28 protein-coding genes and 1 other RNA gene are annotated in these 24064 nt (G+C 56.9%); 22 read left to right on the forward strand and 7 right to left on the reverse strand.

Translation table 11 applies throughout. The features are described from left to right. Positions 1-149: 149 nt before the first annotated feature. Positions 150-713 (forward strand): hypothetical protein, encoded by a 564-nt coding sequence (locus ACR0L1_RS18845; protein ID WP_480860313.1) that lies wholly within the window; start codon positions 150-152, stop codon positions 711-713. Positions 714-724: 11 nt separating this feature from the next. On the opposite strand, the gene ACR0L1_RS18850 is transcribed toward ACR0L1_RS18845, so the two are convergent. The 6 genes from ACR0L1_RS18850 to ACR0L1_RS18875 all read right to left on the reverse strand — a co-directional run bounded on the left by ACR0L1_RS18850 (position 725) and on the right by ACR0L1_RS18875 (position 4813). Then, positions 725-1186 carry an SspB family protein gene (locus ACR0L1_RS18850; RefSeq protein WP_170786684.1) on the reverse strand — a complete coding sequence of 154 codons (462 nt, stop codon included), beginning with the start codon at positions 1184-1186 and terminating at the stop codon, positions 725-727. A 76-nt stretch (positions 1187-1262) separates the two neighbouring features. After that, entirely contained in the window at positions 1263-2516 is a 1254-nt protein-coding gene (gene chrA / locus ACR0L1_RS18855) for a chromate efflux transporter (protein ID WP_480860315.1), read from the reverse strand. Positions 2517-2809: 293 nt separating this feature from the next. Beyond that, positions 2810-3241: an ester cyclase gene (locus ACR0L1_RS18860; protein WP_170769690.1), complete on the reverse strand. Its 432-nt coding sequence runs from the start codon at positions 3239-3241 to the stop codon at positions 2810-2812. 83 nt (positions 3242-3324) lie between these two features. Next, positions 3325-3672, reverse strand: a transfer-messenger RNA (tmRNA) gene (ssrA, locus tag ACR0L1_RS18865). Positions 3673-3708: 36 nt separating this feature from the next. Continuing rightward, positions 3709-4071 carry a DUF4345 family protein gene (locus ACR0L1_RS18870; RefSeq protein WP_480860317.1) on the reverse strand — a complete coding sequence of 121 codons (363 nt, stop codon included), beginning with the start codon at positions 4069-4071 and terminating at the stop codon, positions 3709-3711. Positions 4072-4081: 10 nt separating this feature from the next. Next, the gene (locus tag ACR0L1_RS18875) at positions 4082-4813 is read right to left on the reverse strand and encodes a FadR/GntR family transcriptional regulator (protein ID WP_480860318.1); all 732 of its coding nucleotides are present in this window, start codon (positions 4811-4813) and stop codon (positions 4082-4084) included. Positions 4814-4899: 86 nt separating this feature from the next. Between ACR0L1_RS18875 and ACR0L1_RS18880 the strand changes: the two genes are divergently transcribed. The 19 genes from ACR0L1_RS18880 (at position 4900) to ACR0L1_RS18970 (ending at position 21687) form a co-directional block, all read left to right on the forward strand. After that, positions 4900-5691: a DUF2182 domain-containing protein gene (locus ACR0L1_RS18880; protein ID WP_480504356.1), complete on the forward strand. Its 792-nt coding sequence runs from the start codon at positions 4900-4902 to the stop codon at positions 5689-5691. Positions 5692-5695: 4 nt separating this feature from the next. Next, a complete protein-coding gene (locus ACR0L1_RS18885) occupies positions 5696-6400 on the forward strand; it encodes a DUF1326 domain-containing protein (protein ID WP_480860320.1) in 705 nt (234 codons plus the stop codon). Further along, positions 6400-6906: a DinB family protein gene (locus ACR0L1_RS18890; protein WP_480860322.1), complete on the forward strand. Its 507-nt coding sequence runs from the start codon at positions 6400-6402 to the stop codon at positions 6904-6906. Before ACR0L1_RS18885 ends, ACR0L1_RS18890 begins: the two co-directional genes overlap by 1 nt. Further along, on the forward strand, positions 6907-8010 hold the full coding sequence (locus tag ACR0L1_RS18895; RefSeq protein WP_170769695.1) for a dimethylsulfoniopropionate demethylase: 1104 nt from the start codon (positions 6907-6909) through the stop codon (positions 8008-8010). It abuts the gene before it with no gap. 102 nt (positions 8011-8112) lie between these two features. Then, positions 8113-9108, forward strand: a complete 996-nt coding sequence (gene acuI / locus ACR0L1_RS18900; RefSeq protein ID WP_480860324.1) for an acryloyl-CoA reductase — start codon at positions 8113-8115, stop codon at positions 9106-9108. A gap of 185 nt (positions 9109-9293) precedes the next feature. Beyond that, the gene (gene frr, locus ACR0L1_RS18905; RefSeq protein WP_170769697.1) at positions 9294-9857 is read left to right on the forward strand and encodes a ribosome recycling factor; all 564 of its coding nucleotides are present in this window, start codon (positions 9294-9296) and stop codon (positions 9855-9857) included. 8 nt (positions 9858-9865) lie between these two features. Continuing rightward, entirely contained in the window at positions 9866-10597 is a 732-nt protein-coding gene (locus ACR0L1_RS18910) for an isoprenyl transferase (RefSeq protein WP_170790992.1), read from the forward strand. Beyond that, complete coding sequence (locus ACR0L1_RS18915) at positions 10594-11376, forward strand: phosphatidate cytidylyltransferase (RefSeq protein ID WP_480860325.1); 783 nt, start codon at positions 10594-10596, stop codon at positions 11374-11376. Before ACR0L1_RS18910 ends, ACR0L1_RS18915 begins: the two co-directional genes overlap by 4 nt. Then, positions 11376-12548, forward strand: a complete 1173-nt coding sequence (dxr, locus tag ACR0L1_RS18920; RefSeq protein ID WP_480860327.1) for a 1-deoxy-D-xylulose-5-phosphate reductoisomerase — start codon at positions 11376-11378, stop codon at positions 12546-12548. Before ACR0L1_RS18915 ends, dxr begins: the two co-directional genes overlap by 1 nt. 4 nt (positions 12549-12552) lie before the next feature. After that, positions 12553-13905 carry an RIP metalloprotease RseP gene (rseP, locus tag ACR0L1_RS18925; RefSeq protein ID WP_170769701.1) on the forward strand — a complete coding sequence of 451 codons (1353 nt, stop codon included), beginning with the start codon at positions 12553-12555 and terminating at the stop codon, positions 13903-13905. An 89-nt stretch (positions 13906-13994) separates the two neighbouring features. Then, complete coding sequence (locus tag ACR0L1_RS18930) at positions 13995-14123, forward strand: hypothetical protein (protein ID WP_269149762.1); 129 nt, start codon at positions 13995-13997, stop codon at positions 14121-14123. Between the two features lie 128 nt (positions 14124-14251). Next, positions 14252-16612, forward strand: a complete 2361-nt coding sequence (gene bamA, locus ACR0L1_RS18935; RefSeq protein ID WP_480860329.1) for an outer membrane protein assembly factor BamA — start codon at positions 14252-14254, stop codon at positions 16610-16612. A gap of 10 nt (positions 16613-16622) precedes the next feature. Then, complete coding sequence (locus ACR0L1_RS18940; protein ID WP_237218056.1) at positions 16623-17204, forward strand: OmpH family outer membrane protein; 582 nt, start codon at positions 16623-16625, stop codon at positions 17202-17204. Between the two features lie 72 nt (positions 17205-17276). After that, the gene (gene fabZ / locus ACR0L1_RS18945) at positions 17277-17750 is read left to right on the forward strand and encodes a 3-hydroxyacyl-ACP dehydratase FabZ (protein ID WP_170769704.1); all 474 of its coding nucleotides are present in this window, start codon (positions 17277-17279) and stop codon (positions 17748-17750) included. Further along, positions 17747-18532 carry an acyl-ACP--UDP-N-acetylglucosamine O-acyltransferase gene (lpxA, locus tag ACR0L1_RS18950; protein WP_170786696.1) on the forward strand — a complete coding sequence of 262 codons (786 nt, stop codon included), beginning with the start codon at positions 17747-17749 and terminating at the stop codon, positions 18530-18532. The genes fabZ and lpxA overlap by 4 nt, the downstream gene beginning before the upstream one ends. A gap of 4 nt (positions 18533-18536) precedes the next feature. Beyond that, complete coding sequence (locus ACR0L1_RS18955; protein ID WP_170786697.1) at positions 18537-19331, forward strand: LpxI family protein; 795 nt, start codon at positions 18537-18539, stop codon at positions 19329-19331. Further along, positions 19331-20488, forward strand: coding sequence for a lipid-A-disaccharide synthase (lpxB, locus tag ACR0L1_RS18960; protein ID WP_480860331.1), 1158 nt, complete (start codon positions 19331-19333; stop codon positions 20486-20488). Before ACR0L1_RS18955 ends, lpxB begins: the two co-directional genes overlap by 1 nt. After that, complete coding sequence (locus ACR0L1_RS18965; RefSeq protein WP_480860333.1) at positions 20488-21063, forward strand: hypothetical protein; 576 nt, start codon at positions 20488-20490, stop codon at positions 21061-21063. Before lpxB ends, ACR0L1_RS18965 begins: the two co-directional genes overlap by 1 nt. Before the next feature lie 78 nt (positions 21064-21141). Continuing rightward, positions 21142-21687 carry a carboxymuconolactone decarboxylase family protein gene (locus ACR0L1_RS18970; RefSeq protein ID WP_480860335.1) on the forward strand — a complete coding sequence of 182 codons (546 nt, stop codon included), beginning with the start codon at positions 21142-21144 and terminating at the stop codon, positions 21685-21687. Here the strand turns inward: ACR0L1_RS18970 and mnmA are convergent. Then, positions 21684-22829, reverse strand: a complete 1146-nt coding sequence (gene mnmA, locus ACR0L1_RS18975; protein ID WP_170769709.1) for a tRNA 2-thiouridine(34) synthase MnmA — start codon at positions 22827-22829, stop codon at positions 21684-21686. The two genes, ACR0L1_RS18970 and mnmA, sit on opposite strands and share 4 nt — an antisense overlap. 128 nt (positions 22830-22957) lie before the next feature. Between mnmA and sciP the strand changes: the two genes are divergently transcribed. Together sciP and ctrA are read left to right on the forward strand one after the other, a co-directional pair. Beyond that, positions 22958-23251, forward strand: a complete 294-nt coding sequence (gene sciP, locus ACR0L1_RS18980) for a CtrA inhibitor SciP (protein WP_480860337.1) — start codon at positions 22958-22960, stop codon at positions 23249-23251. Positions 23252-23333: 82 nt separating this feature from the next. Further along, entirely contained in the window at positions 23334-24050 is a 717-nt protein-coding gene (ctrA, locus tag ACR0L1_RS18985) for a response regulator transcription factor CtrA (protein WP_170769711.1), read from the forward strand. Positions 24051-24064: the final 14 nt, after the last annotated feature.

Here is a 24064-nt window from a genome sequence, read left to right on the forward strand (position 1 = left end):
GCAATCGGCCAGTTGCGCGCACCATAAACTTAAGGTGGGCAAAGGTATAGATCGTGCCGAGTGTCATTTTCTTCTGTTAAACTTGAAACGGACCATTGTACGCGCCGGTAGGTGAGCTAGAATAAATCATCATCATTTTGGAGGCGCACGTGCTCCTACAAGTTCCGGTTCATTCCTTTAGACTTATTGGCCTTGTTGCAGGTTGGGTGGCGTTTTTTTCGGTCGTCGCATTGCCATCGCATGCTGCTGAGATCACGCCTTTTGTCGGTGACTATGTAGGTTCGGCCAATATGGTTGATCAGGATGGCACCGAAACCCCAAGGGACATGAGCGTTTCGATCCAAGAGAACAAAAACGGATTCAATGTCAGTTGGAAAACGACGACCTACAAGCATGACGGGCGCGTGAAAGAGCAGGCCTTCTCGATCGACTTCAACCCCTCTGAGCGGTCTGATGTTTTCTCGGCCGCGATGCGCCGAAACGTTTTCGGGCACGAAGTGCCGTTGGACCCGATGCAAGGCGAGCCATTCGTCTGGGGCCGGATCATGGGCGACACCCTGACCGTGTTTTCGTTGTTTATTGATGAAAACGGTGGATACGAGCTGCAGCAGTTCGACCGCACCCTGGCGGAGGGTGGGCTTGATCTATCCTTTTCCCGGTTTCGCAACGGGATCAAGTCCCGCTCGGTCGAGACCTTCCTGAAAAAACAATAATCCCGACAGGGTTACTTCCGGAAACTGTCTAGCGACACGACATCAGCGTCATGATGCTCGTCCTGCTCGGCCTCGATTTCAATCGGCGCCTCTGCTATCGGTACCTCATCGTCCTCATCTTCGGCGCTTTCAAAACGCAGTCCGAATTCGACAGAGGGATCGACGAAAGTTTTGATCGCAACATACGGAATATACAGCGGTTCCGGCGCATCACCGAAGTTCAGCGTAATTGCAAAACCCGAGTCTCCGACTTCGAGATTTTCGAACCAGTGCTGCATGACGATCGTCATCTCTTCTGGATATCGCTCGCGCAGCCAATCGGCCATTTCAACGCCGTTCTGGCGCGTGTCGAAAGTAATAAAGAAATGATGCGCTCCGGGAAGACCGTTTTCAGAAACGCTGGTCAGAACCGTTTTGATCAGCCCGCGCATGGCGGTGTGCATCAGGTTCCCGTAATCAATGTCCTGCGACATGTGTCATCCTCAAATATGGTGCCCTTCAGCATAAGGGATTCCATTGGAAACGAAAGACCGAGAGTCGCGGGATTGTTCAAAGAAAATACGTTCCGACACCGGCTATGGCCATCAAGGCCAATGTCTTTCCCATGCCGAATTTGAATCGAAATATCAACACTCCAGCGATCACAGTTAATATCAGGGCGGAGATATTGAGCGTATTTGAAGCGGGCCAGGGCAAACGAACAAGCCCCCACGCTATCTCTTTCACGTTCGTGAAAAAAACATGCAAGGCAAACCAAAGAGAAAGGTTGAGAATCACACCCACAACTGCCGCCGTTATGCCATGCAATGCGGCTGAAAGGCGGGGTCTGGCGGCCAGCTGGTCCAAGTATGGTGCGGTCAGGAATATCCACAGGAAACACGGCACGAATGTAGCCCAAAGCGCAACGATTCCCGCAGCCAACGCCAACGGCAAACCTGCCGTTGTTTGTCCGGTCAGCATGGCGACGAATTGGGTAACAAGGATAAGCGGGCCCGGGGTCGTTTCAGCCAAACCCAATGCGTCGATCATCTGGTTGGTTGTGATCCACTCGTATCTTTGGACGACGGTTTGCGTCATATACGCAAGAACGGCATATGCGCCACCAAATGTGACTACTGCCAAACGGGCGAAAAACCAACCCAGATCGCTTAACAGTTTAGCGCCTGCAATGCTGAGGAGAAACAAAGGTGTCAGCCACAGAGTGATCCAAATCAGACAGGTGCGCACAGGGTTGGTTTGGGGCGAGGAAATGCCCGATACGGAAGACTGGCCCCCATCAAGCCGTAGATACCCCCAAACCGCGGCACTCAGAATAATGACAGGAAAGGGCAGTTGCAGTGCGAAGATGGTCAGAAAACCGAACAGGGCGATAAGTTTGCTTTCGCCACTGGTCAACGCGCGGCGTGACAGATTGCGCAATGCTTGAATGACAATGACGATGACTGTTGCCTTCACTCCTAGAAAGCCCGCTTGGACGAAAGGAAGGTCACCAAACCGAGCGTAAAGCAAAACCAGAGCGCCAATAACTATTGCACCAGGCAGTACAAATAGAGTGCCGGCAATCAAACCGCCGGGCACGCCGCGCAAACGCCAGCCGGCATAGGTGGCCAACTGCATTGCCTCGGGGCCGGGAAGCAGCATGCAAAGTGACAGCGCCCGCAGATAGGTGTGTTCATCCAACCAAGGGTGTTTTTCGACAAGTTCTTCGTGCATCAATGAGATTTGCGCCGCGGGTCCGCCAAAAGATAGCAGGCCAATACGTCCAAAAACACGGATCAACTCGGGGACCGAAGGGGGCGTCATCTGGTTCTGTCCATGAAAACGGCTAGGTATTGCGCTGACGTCAAACGACAGCTGCTGCGAGCAATTCCACTTTCAGTGCGCGAAGTTAGGTCTAAGCAACAAAGAGTTACGGCGGGAATATTGCGTTTTTGTCTTTGGAGTACATTCAGAATAGGTTGAATAGGGCACGGCATGTCACTTGCCTCAGGCACGACCACGCGAAGCTTGGGGTTACCCCATCACGGGTGTTCGCGACCTGACCCTCTGCCCGTTGCTAACGCGCATCAGACAAACGGGTCAAGCGCCCTGCAAAACTATACCCAATCCAACCGCTGCCCGGTCATGCAAACAGGCAATGTATCCTTTGGGAACTGTCCTAATTGCTCGAAAAGCGAGATGAAGTCGAATTGGTTATATGCCTCAACCATTTTGTCGCCGCGAAAGCGCGCCACGACCTGACCCGTCACCTCAACCGGGGCACCATTGTCAGCCCGAGAGGTTTGAACGTGCAAAATACTGGACACCCAATCGCCGTTCTCGATGGTCTTACGTACATCAATTGAGATTTCTCCCAAGATATGGCGAAAAGCCATGACTAAATCACGAAAGTCGTCGGCACCGACCTGCATCTCGGGGATCAACCCCTCAGCCGCTGTATCAGGCGTGAAATACCGATCAATCGCATCGGTGTTGCCGTTTTCCCAAACCTCGGAATACCACTCACGTAGGATCTCTGCATGTGACATCTCAGCTCTCCTGTCTTGCTGGAACAAAGATGAACAAAAGGAGTGAACAAACTCTGAACACTGAAGATAATATGAGGTGGAGAAATGCAGGTTTCTGTTGCCAGGTACCTGCGAACCCCGCCTTACGCGGCTAGGCGCAAGGGCTTAAGTTTCGGTCTTGTTACTGCTTACGCAGCAACTGCAACCGGAGCACGATTGTCGTTTGCAATTGTACTAGTTTCGCCGATAACGGTGGCAGACAGCCGAGACAAAGCTAACCCCTTTAGACGTTCGTCGATCCTATTTCGGCCCCGAAATCCTCAAACGAAGGATGATTGGTGGAGCCGCCGGGTACCGCCCCCGGGTCCGATCCGCTTATTACGAGCGCGTTTATGTCCATAGTCCCGAGGGACACATCTTATATAGGTGAGGGTCGTCGGGGATGCAATTGCTCAGTTTTAGAGCGCGCATTACATGATTACAGTTGCTTACGGTGCTTTATTCAAGTTCGCCACTATCAACCACAGGGCAAGTACCGCTTCGATTCCGCCAAAAGTCAGAGCCTTGACCAAAGGCGGATTGTCCAGAATGACCGACAAGAACCGCCCCAGTGCTGCGCCTGCATAGACCACGCCCAACATTGCGTAGGCCATTGGCGCATTCAGCCATAGGACCGCAATACCCGTCACAACAAACAATCCGCCAACCGAGGCACGCATTTCGCTCAGCCCCATGGTGCTGTTGGTCGGGGCCAGATCCAGCGCGTTGGCGGTATAAGCCGGAGCCAGAAAACCGAACAATCCAAAGCCGATAGTTAGCACGGCCGCAATGATATTCATGACGGATACCATCAGATCCTCTCTAAGCAGGTTTGCGTCGCTGTTCCGCGACATCATGGGCCAGTTTTCGTGTGTATTTTTCAAGCCTTGTGAGGCTGTCCTCAACCGCGTCTGCATCGCCGTTTTCCAGGCCGTCGGTAATCCGAGTGTGCAGCGAAATGATTTCCTCACGCGACCGGGCGGTGAAGGTGATCATGTTCATCAGCGGCTGCATCGCTTCGACCGCACCCGCCAACTGGTAGGACAACACAGGGTTTCCTGCGCCGTCGACCAGCGCACGGTGGAAGGCCACATCTGACGCGCAGAAAGCTTCATCCGTCAGGCCAGGCTGCGCTTGGCGAAAGATCTCGGCCCGCATGGTGGCCAGTTGATCGGCCGTCCGACGCTGTGCCGACAATCGGGCGCAGGCGCGTTCCAAGGCATAGCGCGCCTCGCAGGCCGTGTCGAAACTGACCGTGTTCATGGACAACAACAGTGTCGACGTAGTGATTTGTTGGGAATAGGCGTCCTCAAAGCTCAACCGATTGACAAAAGCACCGCCGGTCGCACCCCGTTGCGTGCGGATTAGAGACTGCGCAGCCAGCCGCTTCAAGGCCTCGCGCACCGTCGGGCGCGACACCTGAAATTGGTCGGCCAACTCTGCCTCGGACGGCAAACGCTCATCAACGATCAACTGGCCCGAGACGATGGCATCGCGGATCGCCTGCGCAATCTGCGCGGACAGGTCGGCGGGCTTCTGAGGATCGATTTTCATATTCCGGCACCTGTTGGTACGTTTTTATTTGTCTGACATTTAAAAGTCTGACATTTGAATTGCAAGGACTGAGTCGGGAGGGACAAGTGAGTCGCGCAGTTCTCCGCAATGGATTTTGGCTGGGGTTTTACGCTCTGATCCTGTGGGCGTGGTGGATGATGTTCACCATGAGCCGCGCAATGGACCTGGACTGGATCGGCCGTCCGGGTCCGATGGGACAGGCCATGGCCGCGATGGATCCGCGGATGGACATGTATATGCCGATGGCCGAGTTCGGGCCCTTGTTCTGGATGTGGGCAATCATGATGGCTGCGATGATGCTGCCGACATTGGTTCCGACCCTGCGCAGCTATGACGACCTGATCCGCAGCGCCAATGGCACGCGGGCAGGGTGGCTGGGCGTGCTGTCCGGTTACTTCGCTGTTTGGGTCGGGTTTGCAGCACTTATCACGGCTGTTCAACTGGCGCTGTTGTTCGGTGGCGTGGTTGACATGCTGGGCATCCCCAAATCGACGTTCTTATCCGGCGCTTTGATGATCGCAGTGGGCGCATTTCAATTCACCCGAGCTAAAGAGGTCTGCCATGGCGTCTGCCATGCGCCAATGAGTTATTTTCTGGGCCATTGGAAAACCGGATTTACTGGCGGACTGCGGATGGGGCTTGGACTTGGCGCATTCTGCGTCGGCTGTTGCTGGGGGTTCATGGCGCTTGGTTTTGTTGGTGGCGTCATGAGCTTGTTGTGGATGGGTCTTGCGACTTTCTTCATGGTTCTCGAAAAACTGCCTCAGATCGGGCACGCGATCACGCGTCCGCTGGGGTTTGCTTTGATTGCGGGCGGCGCTTTGCTGCTCATCTATCCCTTTGCTTACGGAGGATAAGCTGATGGCTAAAAACAGAAAAACAGATTCGAACCGCTTGCCGATCAGTCAACGAATCGACAGCCGCATGCCCAACCCCAAACGGCGCGAGATGAGCCCGACCAACTGGGCCATCAAAGGTGAACTGATCCTGAATTGTTCCTGTGACGTGTTCTGCCCCTGTGTGGTCTCGCTGGGCGCGCATCCTCCGACTGAGGGGCACTGCCATGCCTGGATGGGCGTGATCATCGACGAAGGTCATTTCGAGGGCGAGGACCTGTCGGGACTGAATGTGGGTCTTCTGGTCGACATTCCAGGCCGCATGGGCGAAGGACAGTGGAAAGTCGCGGCTTATGTCGATGAACGCACCAGCGGCAAGGCCTATAACGGTTTGCTGCAAATCTTCAGCGGGCAGGCGGGCGGCACCACCGGGCTGTTCACCATGCTGGTCAGTGAGATCATCGGGGCAGAGCGCGCTCCGGTCGTCATCGAACGCGACGGCACCAAGCGGCGTATCGTGATCGGCCGAAAAATTCAGGGCGAAATTGAAATGATGGCGGGCAAGGATCCGGATCACCCAGTGATGGTCTCGAACTCGAAATACTGGATGGGTCCGGATATCATCGTGGCGCGTGGCACCAAATCCAAGGTGCGGGACTATGGCCGGGTGTGGGATTTTGGTGGTAAATCGGCCGAGATTTGCCCAATCGACTGGCATGGACCCAAGTGATGATCACCGCGGCTTATGCGCAGGAGATGGCGCGCTATAATCGCTGGCAGAACAGTCAGTTGAAAGAGTTCTTTAGCGCACTCACCACCGAGGAATTGAACCGTGAGCGCGGAGCGTTTTTTGGGTCGATTCTTGGGACTGCCAATCATCTGCTTTGGGGTGACTGGATATGGATGTCACGTTTCGACGGAGGCGAAGGACCCGACGGTGGCACTCCGGAAAGCACAGCGATCTGTGCTGATGTCGATGAGTGGGTGGTGTTGCGTGACGTTGTTGATACCCGGATAGAAGGTTGGGTCGCCAGCCTGAAGGATGAGGCGTTGTCAGGGCCCTTCACATGGTTTTCAGCGGCAAAACAAGCCGATGTCACGAAGCCCTACGCGCAATGTGTAATGCATTTCTTCAACCATCAGACACACCACCGGGGTCAAATTCATAAAATGTTGACCGAGACCGGATCGGCAGCGCCGGTCAGCGATCTGGTCTTCTTACCAAAGGAGGGATGAATGGCTCAGGTTTCGTTTTCACGTCGGTTGCGCCGGACCCCTTTCTCTGAGGGCGTCGAGGCGGCGGGGGTCAAGGCCTACACTGTCTATAACCGGATGTTGCTACCCACCGTTTTCGAGTCGGTAGAGGCCGACTACCGACACCTCAAGGAACATGTGCAGGTCTGGGATGTGTCCTGCGAACGTCAGGTCGAGTTGCGCGGCCCGGATGCAGCGCGTTTGATGCAGATGCTGACCCCACGTGATCTGCGCGGCATGTTGCCAGGTCAGTGTTTCTATGTGCCCATCGTGGACGAAACCGGCGGGATGCTGAACGACCCGGTGGCCGTGAAGCTTTCCGAGGACCGTTGGTGGATTTCGATTGCCGATAGCGACCTATTGTTGTGGGTAAAGGGTATCGCCAATGGCTATCGGTTGGATGTTCTGGTGGATGAACCGGACGTGTCCCCTCTGGCCGTGCAGGGTCCCAAAGCCGATGAGCTGATGTCGCGTGTATTCGGCGACCGCGTGCGCGATATCCGGTTTTTCAAGTTCGACATGTTCGCGTTCGAAGGCCGCGACTTGGCCGTTGCACGCTCGGGCTATTCCAAGCAGGGCGGGTTTGAGATCTATGTCGAGGGCTCAGATATCGGTATGCCGCTGTGGAACGCGCTGTTTGCGGCGGGGGAGGATTTGAATGTGCGGGCGGGATGCCCGAACCTGATCGAGAGGATCGAAGGTGGTTTGCTGTCTTATGGCAACGATATGACCGACGACAACACGCCGCATGAATGTGGGTTGGGCAAGTTCTGTAATACGCACACAGCAATTGGATGTATCGGTCGGGATGCGCTGTTGCGCGTGGCCAAGGAAGGGCCGGTTCAGCAAATCCGGCCGATTGCGATTGACGGCGCGGCGGTACCGCCCTGCGATCGGCCTTGGCCAGTCTATGTTGATGGGAGACGGGTGGGGCAGGTGACGTCTGCTGCTTGGTCTCCGGATTTTGGCACCAATGTTTCCATCGGGATGTTGCGGTTGAGCCATTGGGATGCCGGCACCCAGGTAGAGGTTGAAACACCTGATGGGATGCGTAGCGCAATCGTACAGGCGCATTTTTGGACTTAGGCGTGGTTGGGGCTCTGCCCCCGTCGCTGCGCGACTCCCCCGGGATATTTTTTGCCAGGTGAAGGACGGGGCCTGGCACCATGAGATGAAAGGAACGTTCAGATGTTTAATGCGTTGGTGATGGAGAGAGACGACGAGAGCGGTCTGGCCAGCCCCGTGGTCAAACAGCTGTCAACCGATGACCTGCCTACGGGTGAGGTTACAGTTGCGGTCGAGTATTCGACGGTCAATTACAAAGATGGTCTTTGCATGTCGCCCAAAGGTGGCGGTCTGGTGCGCAGCTACCCGCATGTGCCGGGCATTGATTATGCTGGTACGGTCGAGGCGTCCGCGGATGATCGTTACAAGCCCGGCGACAAGGTTGTGCTAACTGGCTGGCGTGTGGGCGAGGCCCATTGGGGTGGTTATAGTCAGAAGGCCAACGCAAGAGCCGACTGGCTGGTACCGCTGCCCGATGGGTTGGACACGCGTCAGGCGATGGCTGTAGGAACCGCTGGGTTTACCGCCATGCTGGCCGTCATGGCGCTTGAGGATCACGGCCTCAAGCCTGGCAACGGGCCGGTGCTTGTAACCGGTGCTGCGGGCGGTGTTGGTTCGGTTGCGACAGCGATTCTGGCAAACTTGGGCTACGAGGTCGCAGCAGTGACGGGCCGGGCCGAAGCAGGCGATTATCTCAAATCTTTGGGGGCTACGACCATTGTTCCTCGTGATGAGTTGAACGAGACGACCAAGCGTCCGCTGGAAAGCGAGACATGGGCAGGCTGTGTCGATGCCGTTGGTGGTGACATGCTGGCCCGTGTTCTGGGGCAGATGAAATACGGTGCGTCGATCTCGGCTGTTGGTTTGGCAGGTGGCGCCGGACTTCCGGCAACCGTCATTCCGTTCCTGCTGCGTGGTGTAAACCTGTTGGGGATCGATAGCGTGATGCAGCCCTACGAGAACCGCGTTCGGGCGTGGAAACGCGTTGGGACCGATCTGCCCATGGACAAGTTGGAGGCCATGGTTCACCCGGCCACACTGAGTGATCTGCCACAATTGGGCGCTGATATCCTTAAGGGGCACGTCAAAGGCCGGGTGGTTGTGGACGTAAACGCCTGAACCCATGTCAGTACACCGCACCGGTCCGGCGCTGCCCGGGCCGGTTCCTGCGCCCTTGAACGACCGTGAAAATGCCGCAAACAGCTCTGGTCATTGGCGCAATTCCGGATCATCATCGCTATACATCCCAATTGTGATGGCTTATGAGCCATCCCAACAGCACCTGAAGACGGGGAGTGAGCAGAATGGCTGACGATTTCGAACTGGATACCGATGATCTGAAGCGCCGCATGGAAGGCGCGATGTCCAACCTCAGAACCGAATTCGCATCGTTGCGGACCGGGCGGGCTTCGGCCTCGATGCTGGAGCCGGTGATGGTTGATGCCTATGGTTCGATGACGCCCATCAATCAGGTTGGCACGGTCAATGTACCCGAGCCGCGTATGGTGACGGTCAATGTCTGGGACAAAGGTCTGGTCGGCAAGGTCGAAAAAGCCATTCGCGAAAGTGGGTTGGGGATCAATCCGCAACTAAACGGGACGATCATCATGCTGCCGATTCCGGAGCTGAACGAAGAACGTCGCCGCGAGCTGGGCAAAGTCGCCGGTCAGTATGCTGAACATGCGCGCGTCTCGATTCGTAACGTGCGTCGGGATGGGATGGACCAGATCAAAAAGGCCAAGGCAGACGGGATGTCCGAGGACGATCAGAAGTTCTGGGAAAGCGAAGTTCAGGACCTGACCGATCAGATGATCAAAACCGTGGATGCCGCGCTTGAGACCAAGCAGGCCGAGATCATGCAGGTCTGAGACCGGATATGCCTGACACCCCACAGACGGCGCCTCAGGATGGGCCTCGGCATGTTGCGATCATCATGGATGGCAACGGTCGCTGGGCTCAGGCGCGTGGACGGCCGCGCCTGTTTGGCCATCAGGCCGGTGCGCGGCGCGTGCGGGATGTGGTCGAGGCCTGCCCGGGGCTTGGCATAAAGTATCTGACTGTCTTTGCCTTCTCGACCGAGAACTGGAAGCGGACACAGGCCGAAGTGGCCGGGCTGATGAGCTTGTTCCGGCGCTACATCATTAAGGAAACAGCGAACCTGACAAAAAACGGGGTTCGGGTTCGGTTCATTGGAGATCGGGTGCGTCTGGACGCTAAGCTGATCGACCTGATGGACACGCTGGAAAATGCCACCAAGGATAACGATCTGGTGCATCTGACCATTGCCATAAACTATGGCGGTCGGGACGAGGTTGCGCGTGCCACCAAGCGGCTGGCGCGTGACGTGGCCGAAGGACGGTTGCGACCCGAGGATGTGGATGAGGAAACCCTACCCAAGTATCTGGACACGCACGTTCTTCCCGATCCTGATCTGGTGATCCGAACCAGCGGTGAGGCGCGAATTTCGAATTTTCTTTTGTGGCAATCGGCATATTCGGAATATGAATTCATTGACACGCTCTGGCCGGATTTCACTGCTGATGAACTGGCGCGGTTGTGCCAGAATTTCGGGTCTCGCGAACGTCGGTTTGGGGCTGTCCCAGCATGAGCGACGGCCGATGGTCTGATCTGACAGCGCGGGTTCTGTCGGCTGTGGTGCTTGTGGCCGTCGGCTCGGTTGAGGTTTGGCTGGGCGGGCTGTGGTTCGAAGCCTTCATCGCTATCGCCTGCGGCCTGATGACCTGGGAGTTGGTTCGGATGATCGACCCGGACCGGACTGGGGTCGCTATCCAGCTTGCAGTGTTGACCGGGGTTGCTGTTGTCCTCAGTTTTCATCTTCCGCCGCTTTATAAATTGCCGTTCCTGCTGGCTCCGGCACTGGTTGGGGCGGGGCAGGTAAGTCGGGCCAAGGGTACGTATCTGCTGTTTGCAGCGTGGATTGCGGCGGCGGGGCTCGGGTTTATCTCTATACGTGAAAACATGGGGTTTGGCTGGATGGTCTGGCTGATCTCGGTAGTTGTGGCGACGGATGTCGCGGGGTATTTCGTGGGCAAGGCGCTGGGTGGGCCTAAATTCTGGCCGCGCGTGAGCCCCAAGAAAACATGGTCGGGCACTGCCGGCGGGTGGTTCGCGGCGGCGATCGTCGGCGCTGTTTTTGCGGCTTTCGCAGGGTTCGGATTTTTGTTCGTGTTGGTGTCCGTCGCAGCCTCGATGGCCAGTCAAGCCGGCGACATAGTGGAAAGCGCGACAAAACGGAAGTTTGGCGTCAAGGACAGCTCGAACCTGATCCCAGGCCATGGCGGCTTTCTGGACCGGTTTGACGGGATGATGGGTGCGGCTTTGTTCGTTCTGATTGCTGGGCTGCTATACGCACCGGGACCGATGTGATGCGCAGGGTTTCGATTTTTGGCGCCACCGGGTCGATTGGGCAGAACACGATCGACCTGATCGACCGGAACCCTGATGCGTATGACGTGGTGGCACTGACGGGTGGGGCGAATATCCACAAACTGGCGGAGGATGCCAAACGCCTGCGCGCCAATGTGGCTGTAACCGCCCATCAGGACCGGCTGGAGGATCTGCGGGCTGCTTTGGCGGGTTCCGACGTACAGGCAGCGGCTGGCTCTATGGCCCTGACCGAAGCGGCCGCGCGGCCAGCGGATTGGGTGATGTCGGCCATAGTTGGGGCTGCCGGACTTCCACCGGGGCTAGAAGCTTTGAAGCAGGGCGCGACGCTTGCCCTGGCAAATAAAGAGACTTTGGTCTGCGCTGGTCCGCTGGTCCTTGATACGGCGCGGAAACACAATGCTACCCTTTTGCCGGTTGACAGCGAGCACTCCGCTGTGTTTCAGGCCCTGGCCGGAGAGGATATGAGCGCCGTCGAGCGGATCATCATCACAGCCAGTGGTGGGGCATTCCGCGATTGGCCGTTAGGTGATCTGGCCAACGCAACGGTCGAGCAGGCGTCCAACCATCCGAACTGGAACATGGGTCAACGAATTACTATCGACAGCGCCTCGATGTTCAACAAGGCGTTGGAGGTAATTGAAACCAAGGAATATTTCGGGGTTTCACCTGAGCAGGTTGAGGTTCTGGTTCACCCAGAGTCCATCGTCCACGCGCTAGTCGGGTTCAACGACGGGGCGTTGATGGCACATATGGGTGCGCCCGACATGCGCCACGCCATCGGATACGCGCTGCACTGGCCCACGCGGCAGGACTTGCCGGTCGAACGGCTCAATCTGGCCAAGCTTGGTCAGTTGCGGTTCAGCGAGCCCGACGATGCACGCTATCCTGCGCTGAAACTGGCCCGGCACGTGATGCAACGTGGCGGCTTGTCTGGTGCCGTGTTCAACGCCGCCAAGGAACGCGCGCTTGATCACTTCATCGCGCGTAGGATCGGATTTTTGTCGATGGCCGATTGCGTTGCCGCTGTTTTGGACCGATTTGATGCCCAAAGCAGCCTTATTGATGCCCCTTTGACCCTTGATAACGTGCTGCAAACGGACCATCTGGCACGTAAGTGGGTCGATGAAGCCATAGGCCAAAGAGCAGGATAGAATTTTGGACATACTCTCGCTGATCCCTCAGTTTGGAAACTTGCTGTATACAATTGTGGCTTTTGTCATCGCCTTGTCGGTGATCGTCGCGGTGCATGAGTATGGACACTACATCGTCGGCCGCTGGTCAGGCATCCATGCCGAGGTTTTCTCGATTGGGTTCGGACCCGTGCTACTGAGCCGCGTGGACAAGCGTGGAACGCGGTGGCAAATCGCTGCGCTGCCTTTTGGCGGCTACGTGCGGTTTCTGGGCGATTCCAATGCGGCATCCGGCAAGGATGAGGCGGCGATGGACGAAATCACCCAGAAAAGCCCCGAAGAACTACGCCGCACTATGCATGGCGCGCCTTTGTGGGCACGCACGGCAACAGTTGCGGCTGGACCGGTGTTCAATTTCGTCATGTCGATCATCGTTTTTGGCACAATTTTCCTATCGCAAGGCGTGACCAAGGAACCTTTAACCGTCGGCAGCCTGCACCCGCTGCCGGGCACCGAACAGCAATTGCGGGAAGGCGATGAGATCTTGTCGATCGCCGGTATTCAGGTGCCCGAATTCGACGAACAGGACGCCTGGACGCAGTTCACCGATGCGCTACCCGTGCAGCCCGTTTTGGACTATACTGTCCTGAGGGACGGCCAGACGCAGGACGTAACCGGCCCTTGGTTGTTCCCGCCTCTGATCCAACAACTTGCCCCACGCAGCGCGGCCTATGACATTGATCTGAAGCCGGGTGACGTAATCACTGCAGTCGATGGCGATCCGATCTTTGCGTTTGAACAACTTAAAGAGCATGTCGAAGGCTCGAATGGAAAAGTCCTGTTGCTGAACGTGTGGCGTGAAGGGGCCGAGCTGGATTTTGCACTAGCCCCGCGTCGGACGGATGAGCCGCAGCCTGATGGCGGGTACGTCACACATTGGCGGATCGGCATTGTGGGCGGCATGATGCTGGAACCGGCGACCGAACCGGCCGGCCTGTGGGCCTCTGTGACAGGGGGCGCGCGTCAGACCCTGCGTATTATCGACGCGTCCCTGTCGGGCATGTGGCACATGGTGACGGGTGCAATTAGCACGTGCAACATCTCGGGCCCCATCGGAATTGCGGAAACGTCAGGCGCTATGGCCAGTCAGGGCGCGCAAAGTTTCATCTTCTTCATTGCCGTCTTGTCCACAGCAGTCGGGTTGCTGAACTTGTTCCCGATCCCTGCACTGGATGGTGGGCATTTGGTGTTTTACGCTTATGAAGCCGTGACAGGCAAGCCGCCCAGCGACGGCGCGTTGCGGATATTGATGGGGATCGGGGTCTCGTTGATCCTTGGTCTTATGGTATTTTCTGTAACAAACGATCTCTTCTGTTGAATGTGGCCTTAGCCGCCCAGAAAAGCCGTAATTCCGCCGCATTCAATCTGTAGGTTTGTGACCAAATCCAAACTGAGTCAGAGGCTACAATGGCAAAGGCGCTGAAAAAATCCTATCGAAGCTTCAGCTTCCTGTTCATGCTGAACTGGGACTCGATCCTGTTCTTTGCGGCGACGGCAATTGCGATGGCAGGCTGGGCCTATTTGATCAGCATGTGATTCTGTAAGCACCGAAATTGAAAAGTGTTTGGCGGCCCATTGGGCCGCTTTCTGTTTTGGGCTTTTGACAAGAATAATTAATCCCGTTACTCAGCTTCTAAGTCCTATAATTTTGGGTAGAGAAAAATATGACTGATCGGCGAGGCGCAGGCACATCCTGCGGAGGGCAGACGCTGGCAAACAAGATTTTGTGGCGGGCGCTATCCGTTTTTTCCTTTATTGTTCTGGTGGGTTTAGTTGCCCTGCCACAATCGGCAAAGGCGCAAAGTTTCATCATCAACTCCTTCGAGGTTGAGGGTAACCGACGGATCGAAACGTCCACGATTATCACCCGAACAGGGATCGAACCGGGGCAGACTGTCACCGCGGGTGAACTGAATGACGCGTTTCAGCGTTTGCTTGACAGTGGTGTTTTTGAAACAGTCGAACTGACGCCGCGCGGCAATACATTGGTGATCGAGGTTCAGGAATATCCAACGATTAACCAGATCAGCGTCGAAGGGAATCGCCGGGTCAAGGATGATGTCTTGCTCGAGGCGATTTCGTCCGAACCCCGTCGTGTCTTTACGCCTCAGGTTGCCGAAGCCGATGCAGATTTGATCGCGCAGATCTATTCGGCGCAGGGCCGGGTGTCAGCGACGGTTATTCCGCGCATTATCCGACGCAGTGACAACCGCGTCGACCTTGTGTTTGAAGTGTCCGAAGGCACCACGATCGAGGTGGAGCGTGTCAGCTTTGTGGGTAACCGCGCCTTCACCGACCGTCGCTTGCGTCGCGTGCTGGAGTCTAAGCAGGCAAACATACTTCGGACTTTCATTCGCAGCGATACGTTCATCGGCGACCGGATTGAGTTCGACAAACAGGTCATTCGGGATTTCTACCTATCCCGTGGCTATGTCGATTTCCGCGTCAACAGCACTAATGTTGAATTCACTCAGGAGCGGGACGCCTTTTTCCTGGTTATGAACATTACCGAGGGGCAGAAATTCTCGTTCGGGAACATCACAACAGTCAGTGAAATCCCAGGGGTGAACGCGGCGGAGTACCAAGCGGCGCTCAAAATCAAACCTGGGGTGACCTACACCCCGTCTTTGGTGGAAAATTCGATCGCTCGGCAAGAGCGGTTGGGCCTTAAACAAGGCGTCGATTTCCTGCGGGTTGAGCCACGGGTGACGCGCAATGCGCGCGAATTGACCCTGGACGTCGAGTTTGTCCTGACCCGTGGTCCGCGCATCTTTGTTGAACGGATCGATATCGAGGGCAACACCACCACGCTTGACCGTGTCATTCGCCGCCAATTCGATACGGTCGAGGGTGATCCGTTCAATCCACGCGAGATCCGTCAGGCCGCTGAGCGAATTCGGGCTCTGGGTTTCTTTGCCAACGCTGAAGTCGAACCGCGCGAAGGCTCAACCCCCAGTCAAGTCATCGTCGATGTGGATGTCGAGGAACAGCCTACTGGCTCGTTGAGCCTCGGCGGTAGCTTCTCCGCCTCGGATGGTTTCGGTATCGCGGTTGGCCTGACCGAGACGAACTTTCTGGGTCGTGGACAAACCCTAGGGCTGAACCTGTCGACGGCGCAGGACTCGGAACAGTATACGTTGAATTTCACTGAACCTTTCCTGCTGGGACGCCGACTGCAATTCGATGTGGGTCTGGGCCTGGCGACTACAAACTCGAGCTTTGCCAGCTTTGACACCGACAGCCTGTTCTTCCGTCCCCAGCTGAGCTACGCCATCGGTGAACTGTCTTCTCTGCGTCTGCGCTATGAGTGGGATCGCAGTGAGATGACGCAGCAGGACGACGAAGTGAACGGTGTTGTCGTCGCGTCCGAGATTGCGCAGGGCGAACGGACAACGAGCGCTCTTGGTGTCTCGTATGTGTATGACAGCCGTCGTGGTGGCCTGAACCCCAATGCCGGAGTGCTGTTTGAGGTTGGCGTTGATGCCGCAGGTCTGGGTGGTGACAATGAGTTCTTCCAGACGACGGCCCGCGCGATCGCCCAAACTCGCGTCCTGAGCGAAGAGGTGGTTCTGCGTGCCTCTTTCGAACTGGGCGCATTGCACTGGACTGGGGATGATTTCAGCCGCACAGTCGACCGTTTTGTTCTTGGCCCTAGCACATTCCGCGGTTTTGAACCTGCCGGTCTGGGTCCGCGTGACCTGTCGAATGGTCAGGATGACGCCATTGGTGGCAACTATTACTGGGTCGCTCGGTTTGAATCGGACTTTCCTTTGGGCCTGCCCGAAGAACTGGGCCTGCGGGGCGGGGTGTTCTATGATGTCGGCAACCTCTACAATCTGGATGATGTGAACACAGCAGGAGCGGATATCGTGGGCGAGGACGGGTCGGTCCGGCACGTTGTTGGTGTTTCCGTGCTTTGGACGACACCCTTTGGTCCGCTGCGCTTCAACTTCTCGAAAGCGATCGTGAAAGAAGATTTTGACCAGGAACAGAACTTTGACCTGACCATTCAGGCACGGTTCTGATCCGTTCATGATGAGCTTCTGGAAGTCGTATCTACAGGGCCCTATCTGGGCCCTGTATTTTATTTTCATCCATGCCTTAGCGCTACCGCTTGAGGCACAGCAACTGGGTGTGCCAGAAACGACCGTGCTGACGATTTCCAGCGACCGTTTGTATTCGGATTCTGCCTTCGGTCAGCGCATATTGCGCGAGATTGAGGCTGAAGGAACTTTGCTGGCAGATGAAAACGAGCGCATCGTGGCTGAGTTAAGCCGCGAAGAAAAAGAATTGACCGAAAAGCGGGCTGAAATGCCAGCAGATGAGTTCCGTCCCTTGGCCGAGGCATTCGACAGCAAAGTTCAGTCCCACAGAGATGGCCAACGGGCCAAGTTGGATGCCTTGGCGCGTCGCAGCGATGAGGCGCAACAGTTGTTTTTTGAAATGATCCAGCCAGTTCTCATTGAACTGTTGCGCGACTCTGGCGCGACCGTGATTATTGAACGCTCCAGCGTCTTTCTAAGCTCGGACAGGACGGATGTGACCGAGATCGCGATTGGACGGATCAACGCGGCCATTGGCGATGGTAGCGCCCTTGAAAAGAATGGCGACCAATAGGTTCGCTTGCCCTTGCGGCGCTGTGTTGCTAACCACGCGTCCAAGAGAAATCCATAACGGGACGACCAAAAGATGACCTCGGAAACAAAAAGCGCAGATATTCAGCTGATCCAGCGGATCTTGCCACATCGCTATCCGTTTTTGCTGGTTGATAAAGTTGTCGATATCTCAGGCTATCAATCCGCCGTTGGCATCAAGAATGTCACCATGAACGAGCCCCATTTTCAGGGCCACTTTCCCGGCACCCCAATCATGCCCGGTGTCACCATCGTCGAAGCGATGGCGCAAACCGCAGGTGTGATGCTTGGTGTCGGCATGGACGTGATCGACAGCGAGCTGTTGATCTACTTCATGAATATCGACAAGTGCAAATTCCGCCGCAAGGTCGTACCCGGTGATGTGCTGGAAATGCATGTGGAAACCGTGCGCGGTAAGAAGGGCGGCAAGATCTTCAAATTCGCCGGCCGCGCGACCGTTGATGGCGAAGTTGCGGCCGAGGCCGAATTCTCTGCCTATGTGGACTGGGACATGGAAAAAACGACATGAGCGGCATTCACCCAAGCGCGATCATCGAAGACGGTGCGCAAGTCGGTGAAGGCTGTGTCATCGGGCCGTTTTGCTATGTCGGTTCCCAGGTCAAGCTGGGCGACCGGGTCGAGTTGAAGTCGCATGTTGTGGTCACCGGCGATACGGTGATCGGCGATGAAACCGTCGTTTTCAATTTCTCGGTCATCGGTGAAATCCCGCAGGACCTGAAATTCGGTGGCGAAAACACGCGGCTGGAGATCGGCAAACGCAACCGCATTCGCGAGCATGTAACGGTAAACACCGGCACCGAGGGTGGTGGTGGCGTGACCCGGATCGGCGATGACTGTCTTCTGATGGCAGGCGTCCATGTGGCTCATGACGTTCAGATCGGTAATCGTGTGATCATGGTGAACCATGCGGGTGCCGCTGGGCATTGTATCATCGAGGATGACGTGATCGTTGGCGGTATCTCGGGTCTGCACCAATGGGTGCGTGTCGGTCGTGGCGCAATCATCGGTGCTTTGACCATGGTCCCCAATGATGTGATCCCTTATGGCCTTGTTCAGGCTCCGCGCGGGGAACTGGACGGGCTGAATCTGGTCGGCTTGAAACGCAAAGGTGTGTCGCGCGAAGACATCTCGGCCCTGCGGGCGGCGTTCAAGGAACTTTCGACCGGCGACGGTACATTCATGGAGCGCGCCCACCGCGTCGGAGCCAAGAATGAAAGCGAATATGTCCAGCGGATCGTGGACTTCGTAACTGGGCAGACCGACCGCTCTTTCCTGACACCGAGGAAGTAAGCCCATGCTGGCCGTGATTGCGGGAACCGGCGCTTTGCCAACCGAGGTGGTCGACCAACTGGCTAACCGCCCGGTGATCTGCGCGATGGAAGGGTTCGCGCCCGACACTCTGGACGTGGATATGACCTTCCCGCTTGAGCAGTTGGGGACATTCATCGCGGATTTGAAAGCACGCGGCGTAACGCAGATTTGCATGGCAGGCGCGGTGCGGCGCCCTGCAATTGATCCAAGCCGGATTGATGCCGCGACCATGCCTTTGGTGCCCATCTTGCAACAGGCCATCATGTCCGGCGACGATGGGGCCTTGCGAGCGGTGATCGGGATTTTTGAAGATGCGGGCCTACAGGTCCGTGCCGCCCATGAAATCGTGCCAGCCCTTTTGCCAGCTCTTGGACCGCTGACCGAGGCTCAGCCATCGGACGCGGACCTGTCTGACGCCAATCGAGCAGCTGGGATCGTTCGCGCCATGGGTGCTGCGGATATCGGGCAAGCTTGCGTCGTCTCGAAGGGGCAAGCGCTGGCGGTCGAGGGGATTTTCGGGACCGCCTGGATGCTGAAATCGCTGACACAACGGCCCGATGCGGGCGGAGGCGTCCTGTTCAAGGCCCCCAAACCCGATCAGGATCGACGTGCCGATTTGCCTGCGATTGGCCCGGATACCGTCGCGGATGCAGTGGCCGCCGGGCTGTCTGGTATCGTCATTGAAAAGGGTGGGGTGATGGTGCTGCAACGGCCGCAAGTCATCGCCGAATGTGACCGGCTGGGACTGTTTCTTTACGTGCGCGAGCGGACGAACTGATGCGCGTTTTCGTGGTCGCCGGTGAACCGTCAGGCGACCGCTTGGGTGGCGCACTGATGGAAGGGCTGCGCAGTCTTCAACCCGATGTGCAGTTCGACGGGGTCGGCGGCCCTCTAATGCAGGCGCAAGGATTAAACAGCCGCTTTCCCATGTCCGAGCTTTCGGTGATGGGGCTGGTCGAGGTCCTGCCTAAGTTCTTTCATCTCAAACGTCGCATAGCCGAGACTGCTCAGGCAGTTTTGGACATACAACCTGATGTTTTGATCACCATCGACAGCCCCGATTTCTCGCTTCGCGTCGCCAAGCTGGTAAAAGCGCAAAGCAACATTCGTACGGTGCATTACGTGGCCCCCAGCGTCTGGGCATGGCGACCGGGGCGGGCGGACAAGATGGCCAAGGTCATCGACCACGTTCTGGCGCTATTGCCGTTCGAGCCGCCCTATATGGAACGCGCGGGGATGGAATGTGATTTCGTCGGCCATCCCGTCGCAAGTGAACCCATAGCAACCGAGGACGATATCGCCGCGTTCCGCAACGCTTATGATCTGGGGAATGCGCCGATCCTCTTGACCTTGCCCGGTTCGCGCCGGGGCGAGGTTGATCGCTTGGCCCCAGTCTTTGGACAGGCACTTGACCTTTATCTGAGCGATCACCTCGATACGCGCATAGTGGTACCTGCCGTAGCTCATATGGTCGAGACGGTTCAGGCGCATCTGGAAAACTGGCCCGGTAATCCAGTTGTTGTAGATCCCCGCAACTTGCCCGCGGATGAGGCAACCGCACAAAAACGCGCGGCCTTTGCAGCCGCCGATCTGGCTCTGGCTGCCTCTGGAACCGTGTCACTGGAACTGGCAGCGCAGGCGACGCCGATGGTCATCGCCTATCGTTTGAGCTGGCTGACGCAAAAGATGGCCGAGCGGATGGTCAAACTCGATACCGTCACACTGGTCAATCTGGTGTCCGAGACCCGCACCGTGCCCGAATGCCTGCTTGATGACTGCCAGCCAAACAAGATCGCCGAGGCGTTGGGGCAGGTGGCGGCAACGCCCGATCTTCAACAGCAGGCGATGGCTGAGACAATGCAGCGGCTGGGCCGGGGTGGCGAAGCGCCGGGTCTACGCGCTGCCCGCGCCGTGCTGGAGCGGATGGCAGGCTGATGCTCGACCACGTTCTTTTTGCGGTCTCGGCCGGTTTAGCCATGATCTCGACCAATCTGGACAATCTAGCGGTACTGTTGGGCCTGATCCTGATTATCGAGCAACGCCGCGCCATCGCAGGATTTGCGGTCGCACAGGCTATGGTCTTGTCCCTTGCCATGATCGTGGCAATCGGGCTTGATCAAAGCGGCATCCCCGAGTGGATTGGATATCTGGGCGTCATCCCCTTGGTGTTCGGCTTGCGCGGCATCTGGCAGCAATATCGCGGGGACGCGGGCGAGGACATAAGCGCGAAAGGTGCTGTCAGTTCGGTTGTAACCCTGTTTCTCAGCCTGTCGGTCGACAGCTTTGCCGTCATGACCCCGCTACTGGCCGATTCCACACCTTCTTTCCGACTGGCCGCCCTGCTGGGTGCTGTAGTGGCCGCGTTCCTATTGGTCGCGGTGGCGGCTTGGGGGGCGCCTCGGGCTAAAAGCCTTGGGCTGCAAGTGGCGCGCCTGGACCGGATCGCGCCCTATGTCATGGTGTGCGTCGGGCTCTATATCCTGTTCAACTCGCCCACCGATCTGTTGTGATGCGTTGACCAAATCGGCCCTATCAGGTCTTTATGGCCCACCGCCAAGACCAGCCATGTCCGGTGAAGGAGAAATTTGATGTCCCGAATTCCGCCCCTCGTCGACGACGACATGACCGAGGCCGCGCGCGCGTCTCGGGCCCTGCTTGGGGCGTATGGGCCATTCGACAATTGGGCGCGCATTGCTGCCCATAGCCCTGCGGTGTTGGAACACGTGGCTGAGATGCTGACGGCATTCAAGGCGCAAGAAAACCTGCCGCGCCGTGCATTGGAACTGGCGATGGTTACGGTGTCCAAATTGAACGCATGCGACTATTGCGTATCGCATCATACACCACAACTGACCGTGACCAGGCTAAGCCCTGAAGGCGCGGCGCGTCTGCCTGATGTCAAGGATCACCCCGAACTGGACGATTGCGACAAAGCGGTGGTGCGCTATGCCGAGGCGGTCACGACGCGGTCAGGCCGGATGCGCGATGCCGAAGTCTCGGACCTGCGCGCATGGTTCAACGATTCTCAGATCGTGGAATTGACATGGCGCATTGCCCTGACCGGCGCGTTCAACCGCTTCAACGATGCGCTGCAAGTCGAGATCGAGACCGAGGTCACGCCCGTTTCGGCCTAGTAGCCGCGCCAGATCCAGCCGCCGCCAAAGATGCGGCTGCCCTCAGATGCATAGAACACGCAGGCCTGGCCGGGTGAGACGCCTTCCTCGGGCGTCAGCAGTTCAACCTCGGCGGTGGTGTCGGACAGGGGACGAATGATTGCCTCGCGCGGGGGGCGGGTCGAGCGAACTTTGACCTTCAGATGCCATTCATCACGAGACGTAAATGGTTCATCACCCAACCAGTTAATTTCGCGCACCGGGATCGTGCGGGTGGCCAACATGTCTTTGGGGCCGACGACGACCTGTTTCTTGTCCACATCCAATTTGACCACATAAAGCGGCTCGGTCAGCCCGCCGATGCCCAGGCCGCGGCGTTGACCGATTGTGTAGTGGATCACTCCGTCATGCTGCGCCAATACACGGCCATCGGCATGCACGATCTCACCCGGTTCAGCTGCGCCGGGGCGCAGTTTCTCGATAACGCTGGCATAGTTGCCGTTGGGCACAAAGCAGATGTCCTGACTGTCCGGCTTGTCGGCCACAGCCAGGCCATACTGTGCTGCCATCTCGCGCGTCGCATCCTTCGAGGGCAGGTGGCCCAGAGGAAAGCGCAGGTAGTTCAACTGTTCAGGCGTGGTGGAGAACAGGAAATAGGACTGATCGCGGTTCGCATCCTCGGCGCTGTGCAACTCGGGACCGTTGGGGCCCATCTTGCGCTGAATATAGTGACCGGTGGCCATGCAGTCGGCTTCAAGGTCCTTGGCGGTTTCCAGCAGGTCCTTGAACTTCACCCGCTCATTGCAACGGATGCAGGGCACCGGGGTGGCACCGGCCAAATAACTGTCGGCGAATTCGTCAATCACCGCGTCCTTGAAGATGTTCTCATAGTCCAGGACATAGTGGGGAAAGCCACGTTCTTCCGCCACACGCCGCGCATCGTGGATGTCGATACCCGCACAGCAGGCGCCTTTCTTGGCCAAGGCCGCGCCATGGTCATAGAGCTGCAAGGTCACGCCGACCACGTCATAGCCCTGATCGGCCAGATGCGCTGCCACAACGGAACTGTCCACGCCACCGGACATAGCGACAACCACCCGCGTTTCCGAGGGCGGTTTGGCAAAGCCAAGCGAGTTCAGAGGGGTCTCGGTATCGAGGGCCATGACGATTCCAGTGCGGGTTAAGAAAGACCGGCAGAATATAGGAAAATTCTACACACTCTCAAGAGGCGGTTTCACCGCACATTAAGTAGGCTGGTGTCAGCTTTGTCGCAGCAGAAAAGGTTGGAAAGATGTATTTGCACAAAGTTGAAGGGCCACGGTCCGTAACCCTGCCGGATGGAACGGTTTTATCGCGTGCAGACCTGCCACCGGACGACACGACACGCTGGGTGGCGTCCCGCAAGGCAATAGTAGTGCGCGGGGTACTATATGGCTTGATCGCACTGTCGGATGCCAAGAAACGCTATGGGCTAAGCGATGAGGAGTTCAACTCGTGGGTTTCAGCCGTGGCAAAGCATGGAACAGACGCTCTGAAGGCAACTTCATTAAAAAAATATCGACAACCTAACGTAGAGCGTGAATAAATGATTCAACGGTAACGTCAGATTAACCATTTTTGATCAGGCTCAGTTTGAATTGGTAAATTGAACCGAATTGGAGCAGTAAATGCGTATACTTCTTGTCGAGGATGACCCCACCACGTCGAAAAGCATCGAGCTGATGCTGACGCACGCCAACCTGAACGTCTATGCGACGGATCTGGGTGAGGAAGGGATCGATCTGGCAAAACTCTATGACTACGACCTAATTTTGCTGGACCTGAACCTGCCGGACATGAACGGCCATGAGGTTTTGCGCCAATTGCGCGTTGCGCGCGTTGAAACACCGATTCTGATATTGTCGGGCGCAGATGATACCGAAAGCAAGATCAAGGGCTTCGGCTTTGGCGCAGATGACTATATGACCAAGCCTTTCCACCGCGAAGAGCTGGTGGCCCGCATTCACGCAATCATACGACGCTCCAAGGGGCATTCGCAATCGGTCATTCACACCGGTCAGGTCGCTGTGAACCTTGATGCCAAGACCGTCGAGGTCGAAGGAAAGACCGTGCATTTGACCGGCAAGGAATACCAGATGCTCGAACTTCTGAGCCTGCGAAAAGGCACAACGCTGACCAAAGAGATGTTCCTGAACCATCTCTATGGTGGAATGGATGAGCCCGAGCTGAAGATTATCGACGTATTCATCTGCAAACTGCGTAAGAAACTCAGCAATGCAACGGGTGGTGACAACTACATCGAAACCGTCTGGGGCCGGGGCTATGTGCTGCGCGACCCGCAAAGCAACAGCGTCGATGAACGTCGCATGGCCGTCGGGGCCTAAAACAGATCTGCCGC

The organism is Ruegeria sp. J8, from assembly GCF_056531925.1.

Bases quoted from the DNA above. Each gene is read 5' to 3' on its own strand.
- frr (WP_170769697.1), top strand. From the start codon at position 9,294: ATGGCTGACGATTTCGAACTGGATACCGATGATCTGAAGCGCCGCATG.
- dxr (WP_480860327.1), top strand. From the start codon at position 11,376: ATGCGCAGGGTTTCGATTTTTGGCGCCACCGGGTCGATTGGGCAGAAC.
- ACR0L1_RS18930 (WP_269149762.1), top strand. From the start codon at position 13,995: ATGGCAAAGGCGCTGAAAAAATCCTATCGAAGCTTCAGCTTCCTGTTC.
- ctrA (WP_170769711.1), top strand. From the start codon at position 23,334: ATGCGTATACTTCTTGTCGAGGATGACCCCACCACGTCGAAAAGCATC.
- lpxB (WP_480860331.1), top strand. From the start codon at position 19,331: ATGCGCGTTTTCGTGGTCGCCGGTGAACCGTCAGGCGACCGCTTGGGT.
- sciP (WP_480860337.1), top strand. From the start codon at position 22,958: ATGTATTTGCACAAAGTTGAAGGGCCACGGTCCGTAACCCTGCCGGAT.
- ACR0L1_RS18910 (WP_170790992.1), top strand. From the start codon at position 9,866: ATGCCTGACACCCCACAGACGGCGCCTCAGGATGGGCCTCGGCATGTT.
- chrA (WP_480860315.1), bottom strand. From the start codon at position 2,516: ATGACGCCCCCTTCGGTCCCCGAGTTGATCCGTGTTTTTGGACGTATT.
- fabZ (WP_170769704.1), top strand. From the start codon at position 17,277: ATGACCTCGGAAACAAAAAGCGCAGATATTCAGCTGATCCAGCGGATC.
- acuI (WP_480860324.1), top strand. From the start codon at position 8,113: ATGTTTAATGCGTTGGTGATGGAGAGAGACGACGAGAGCGGTCTGGCC.
- ACR0L1_RS18885 (WP_480860320.1), top strand. From the start codon at position 5,696: ATGGCTAAAAACAGAAAAACAGATTCGAACCGCTTGCCGATCAGTCAA.
- ACR0L1_RS18890 (WP_480860322.1), top strand. From the start codon at position 6,400: ATGATCACCGCGGCTTATGCGCAGGAGATGGCGCGCTATAATCGCTGG.
- lpxA (WP_170786696.1), top strand. From the start codon at position 17,747: ATGAGCGGCATTCACCCAAGCGCGATCATCGAAGACGGTGCGCAAGTC.
- ACR0L1_RS18915 (WP_480860325.1), top strand. From the start codon at position 10,594: ATGAGCGACGGCCGATGGTCTGATCTGACAGCGCGGGTTCTGTCGGCT.
- ACR0L1_RS18875 (WP_480860318.1), bottom strand. From the start codon at position 4,813: ATGAAAATCGATCCTCAGAAGCCCGCCGACCTGTCCGCGCAGATTGCG.
- ACR0L1_RS18955 (WP_170786697.1), top strand. From the start codon at position 18,537: ATGCTGGCCGTGATTGCGGGAACCGGCGCTTTGCCAACCGAGGTGGTC.
- bamA (WP_480860329.1), top strand. From the start codon at position 14,252: ATGACTGATCGGCGAGGCGCAGGCACATCCTGCGGAGGGCAGACGCTG.
- ACR0L1_RS18860 (WP_170769690.1), bottom strand. From the start codon at position 3,241: ATGTCACATGCAGAGATCCTACGTGAGTGGTATTCCGAGGTTTGGGAA.
- ACR0L1_RS18850 (WP_170786684.1), bottom strand. From the start codon at position 1,186: ATGTCGCAGGACATTGATTACGGGAACCTGATGCACACCGCCATGCGC.
- mnmA (WP_170769709.1), bottom strand. From the start codon at position 22,829: ATGGCCCTCGATACCGAGACCCCTCTGAACTCGCTTGGCTTTGCCAAA.
- ACR0L1_RS18970 (WP_480860335.1), top strand. From the start codon at position 21,142: ATGTCCCGAATTCCGCCCCTCGTCGACGACGACATGACCGAGGCCGCG.
- ACR0L1_RS18870 (WP_480860317.1), bottom strand. From the start codon at position 4,071: ATGGTATCCGTCATGAATATCATTGCGGCCGTGCTAACTATCGGCTTT.
- ACR0L1_RS18940 (WP_237218056.1), top strand. From the start codon at position 16,623: ATGAGCTTCTGGAAGTCGTATCTACAGGGCCCTATCTGGGCCCTGTAT.
- ACR0L1_RS18965 (WP_480860333.1), top strand. From the start codon at position 20,488: ATGCTCGACCACGTTCTTTTTGCGGTCTCGGCCGGTTTAGCCATGATC.
- ACR0L1_RS18895 (WP_170769695.1), top strand. From the start codon at position 6,907: ATGGCTCAGGTTTCGTTTTCACGTCGGTTGCGCCGGACCCCTTTCTCT.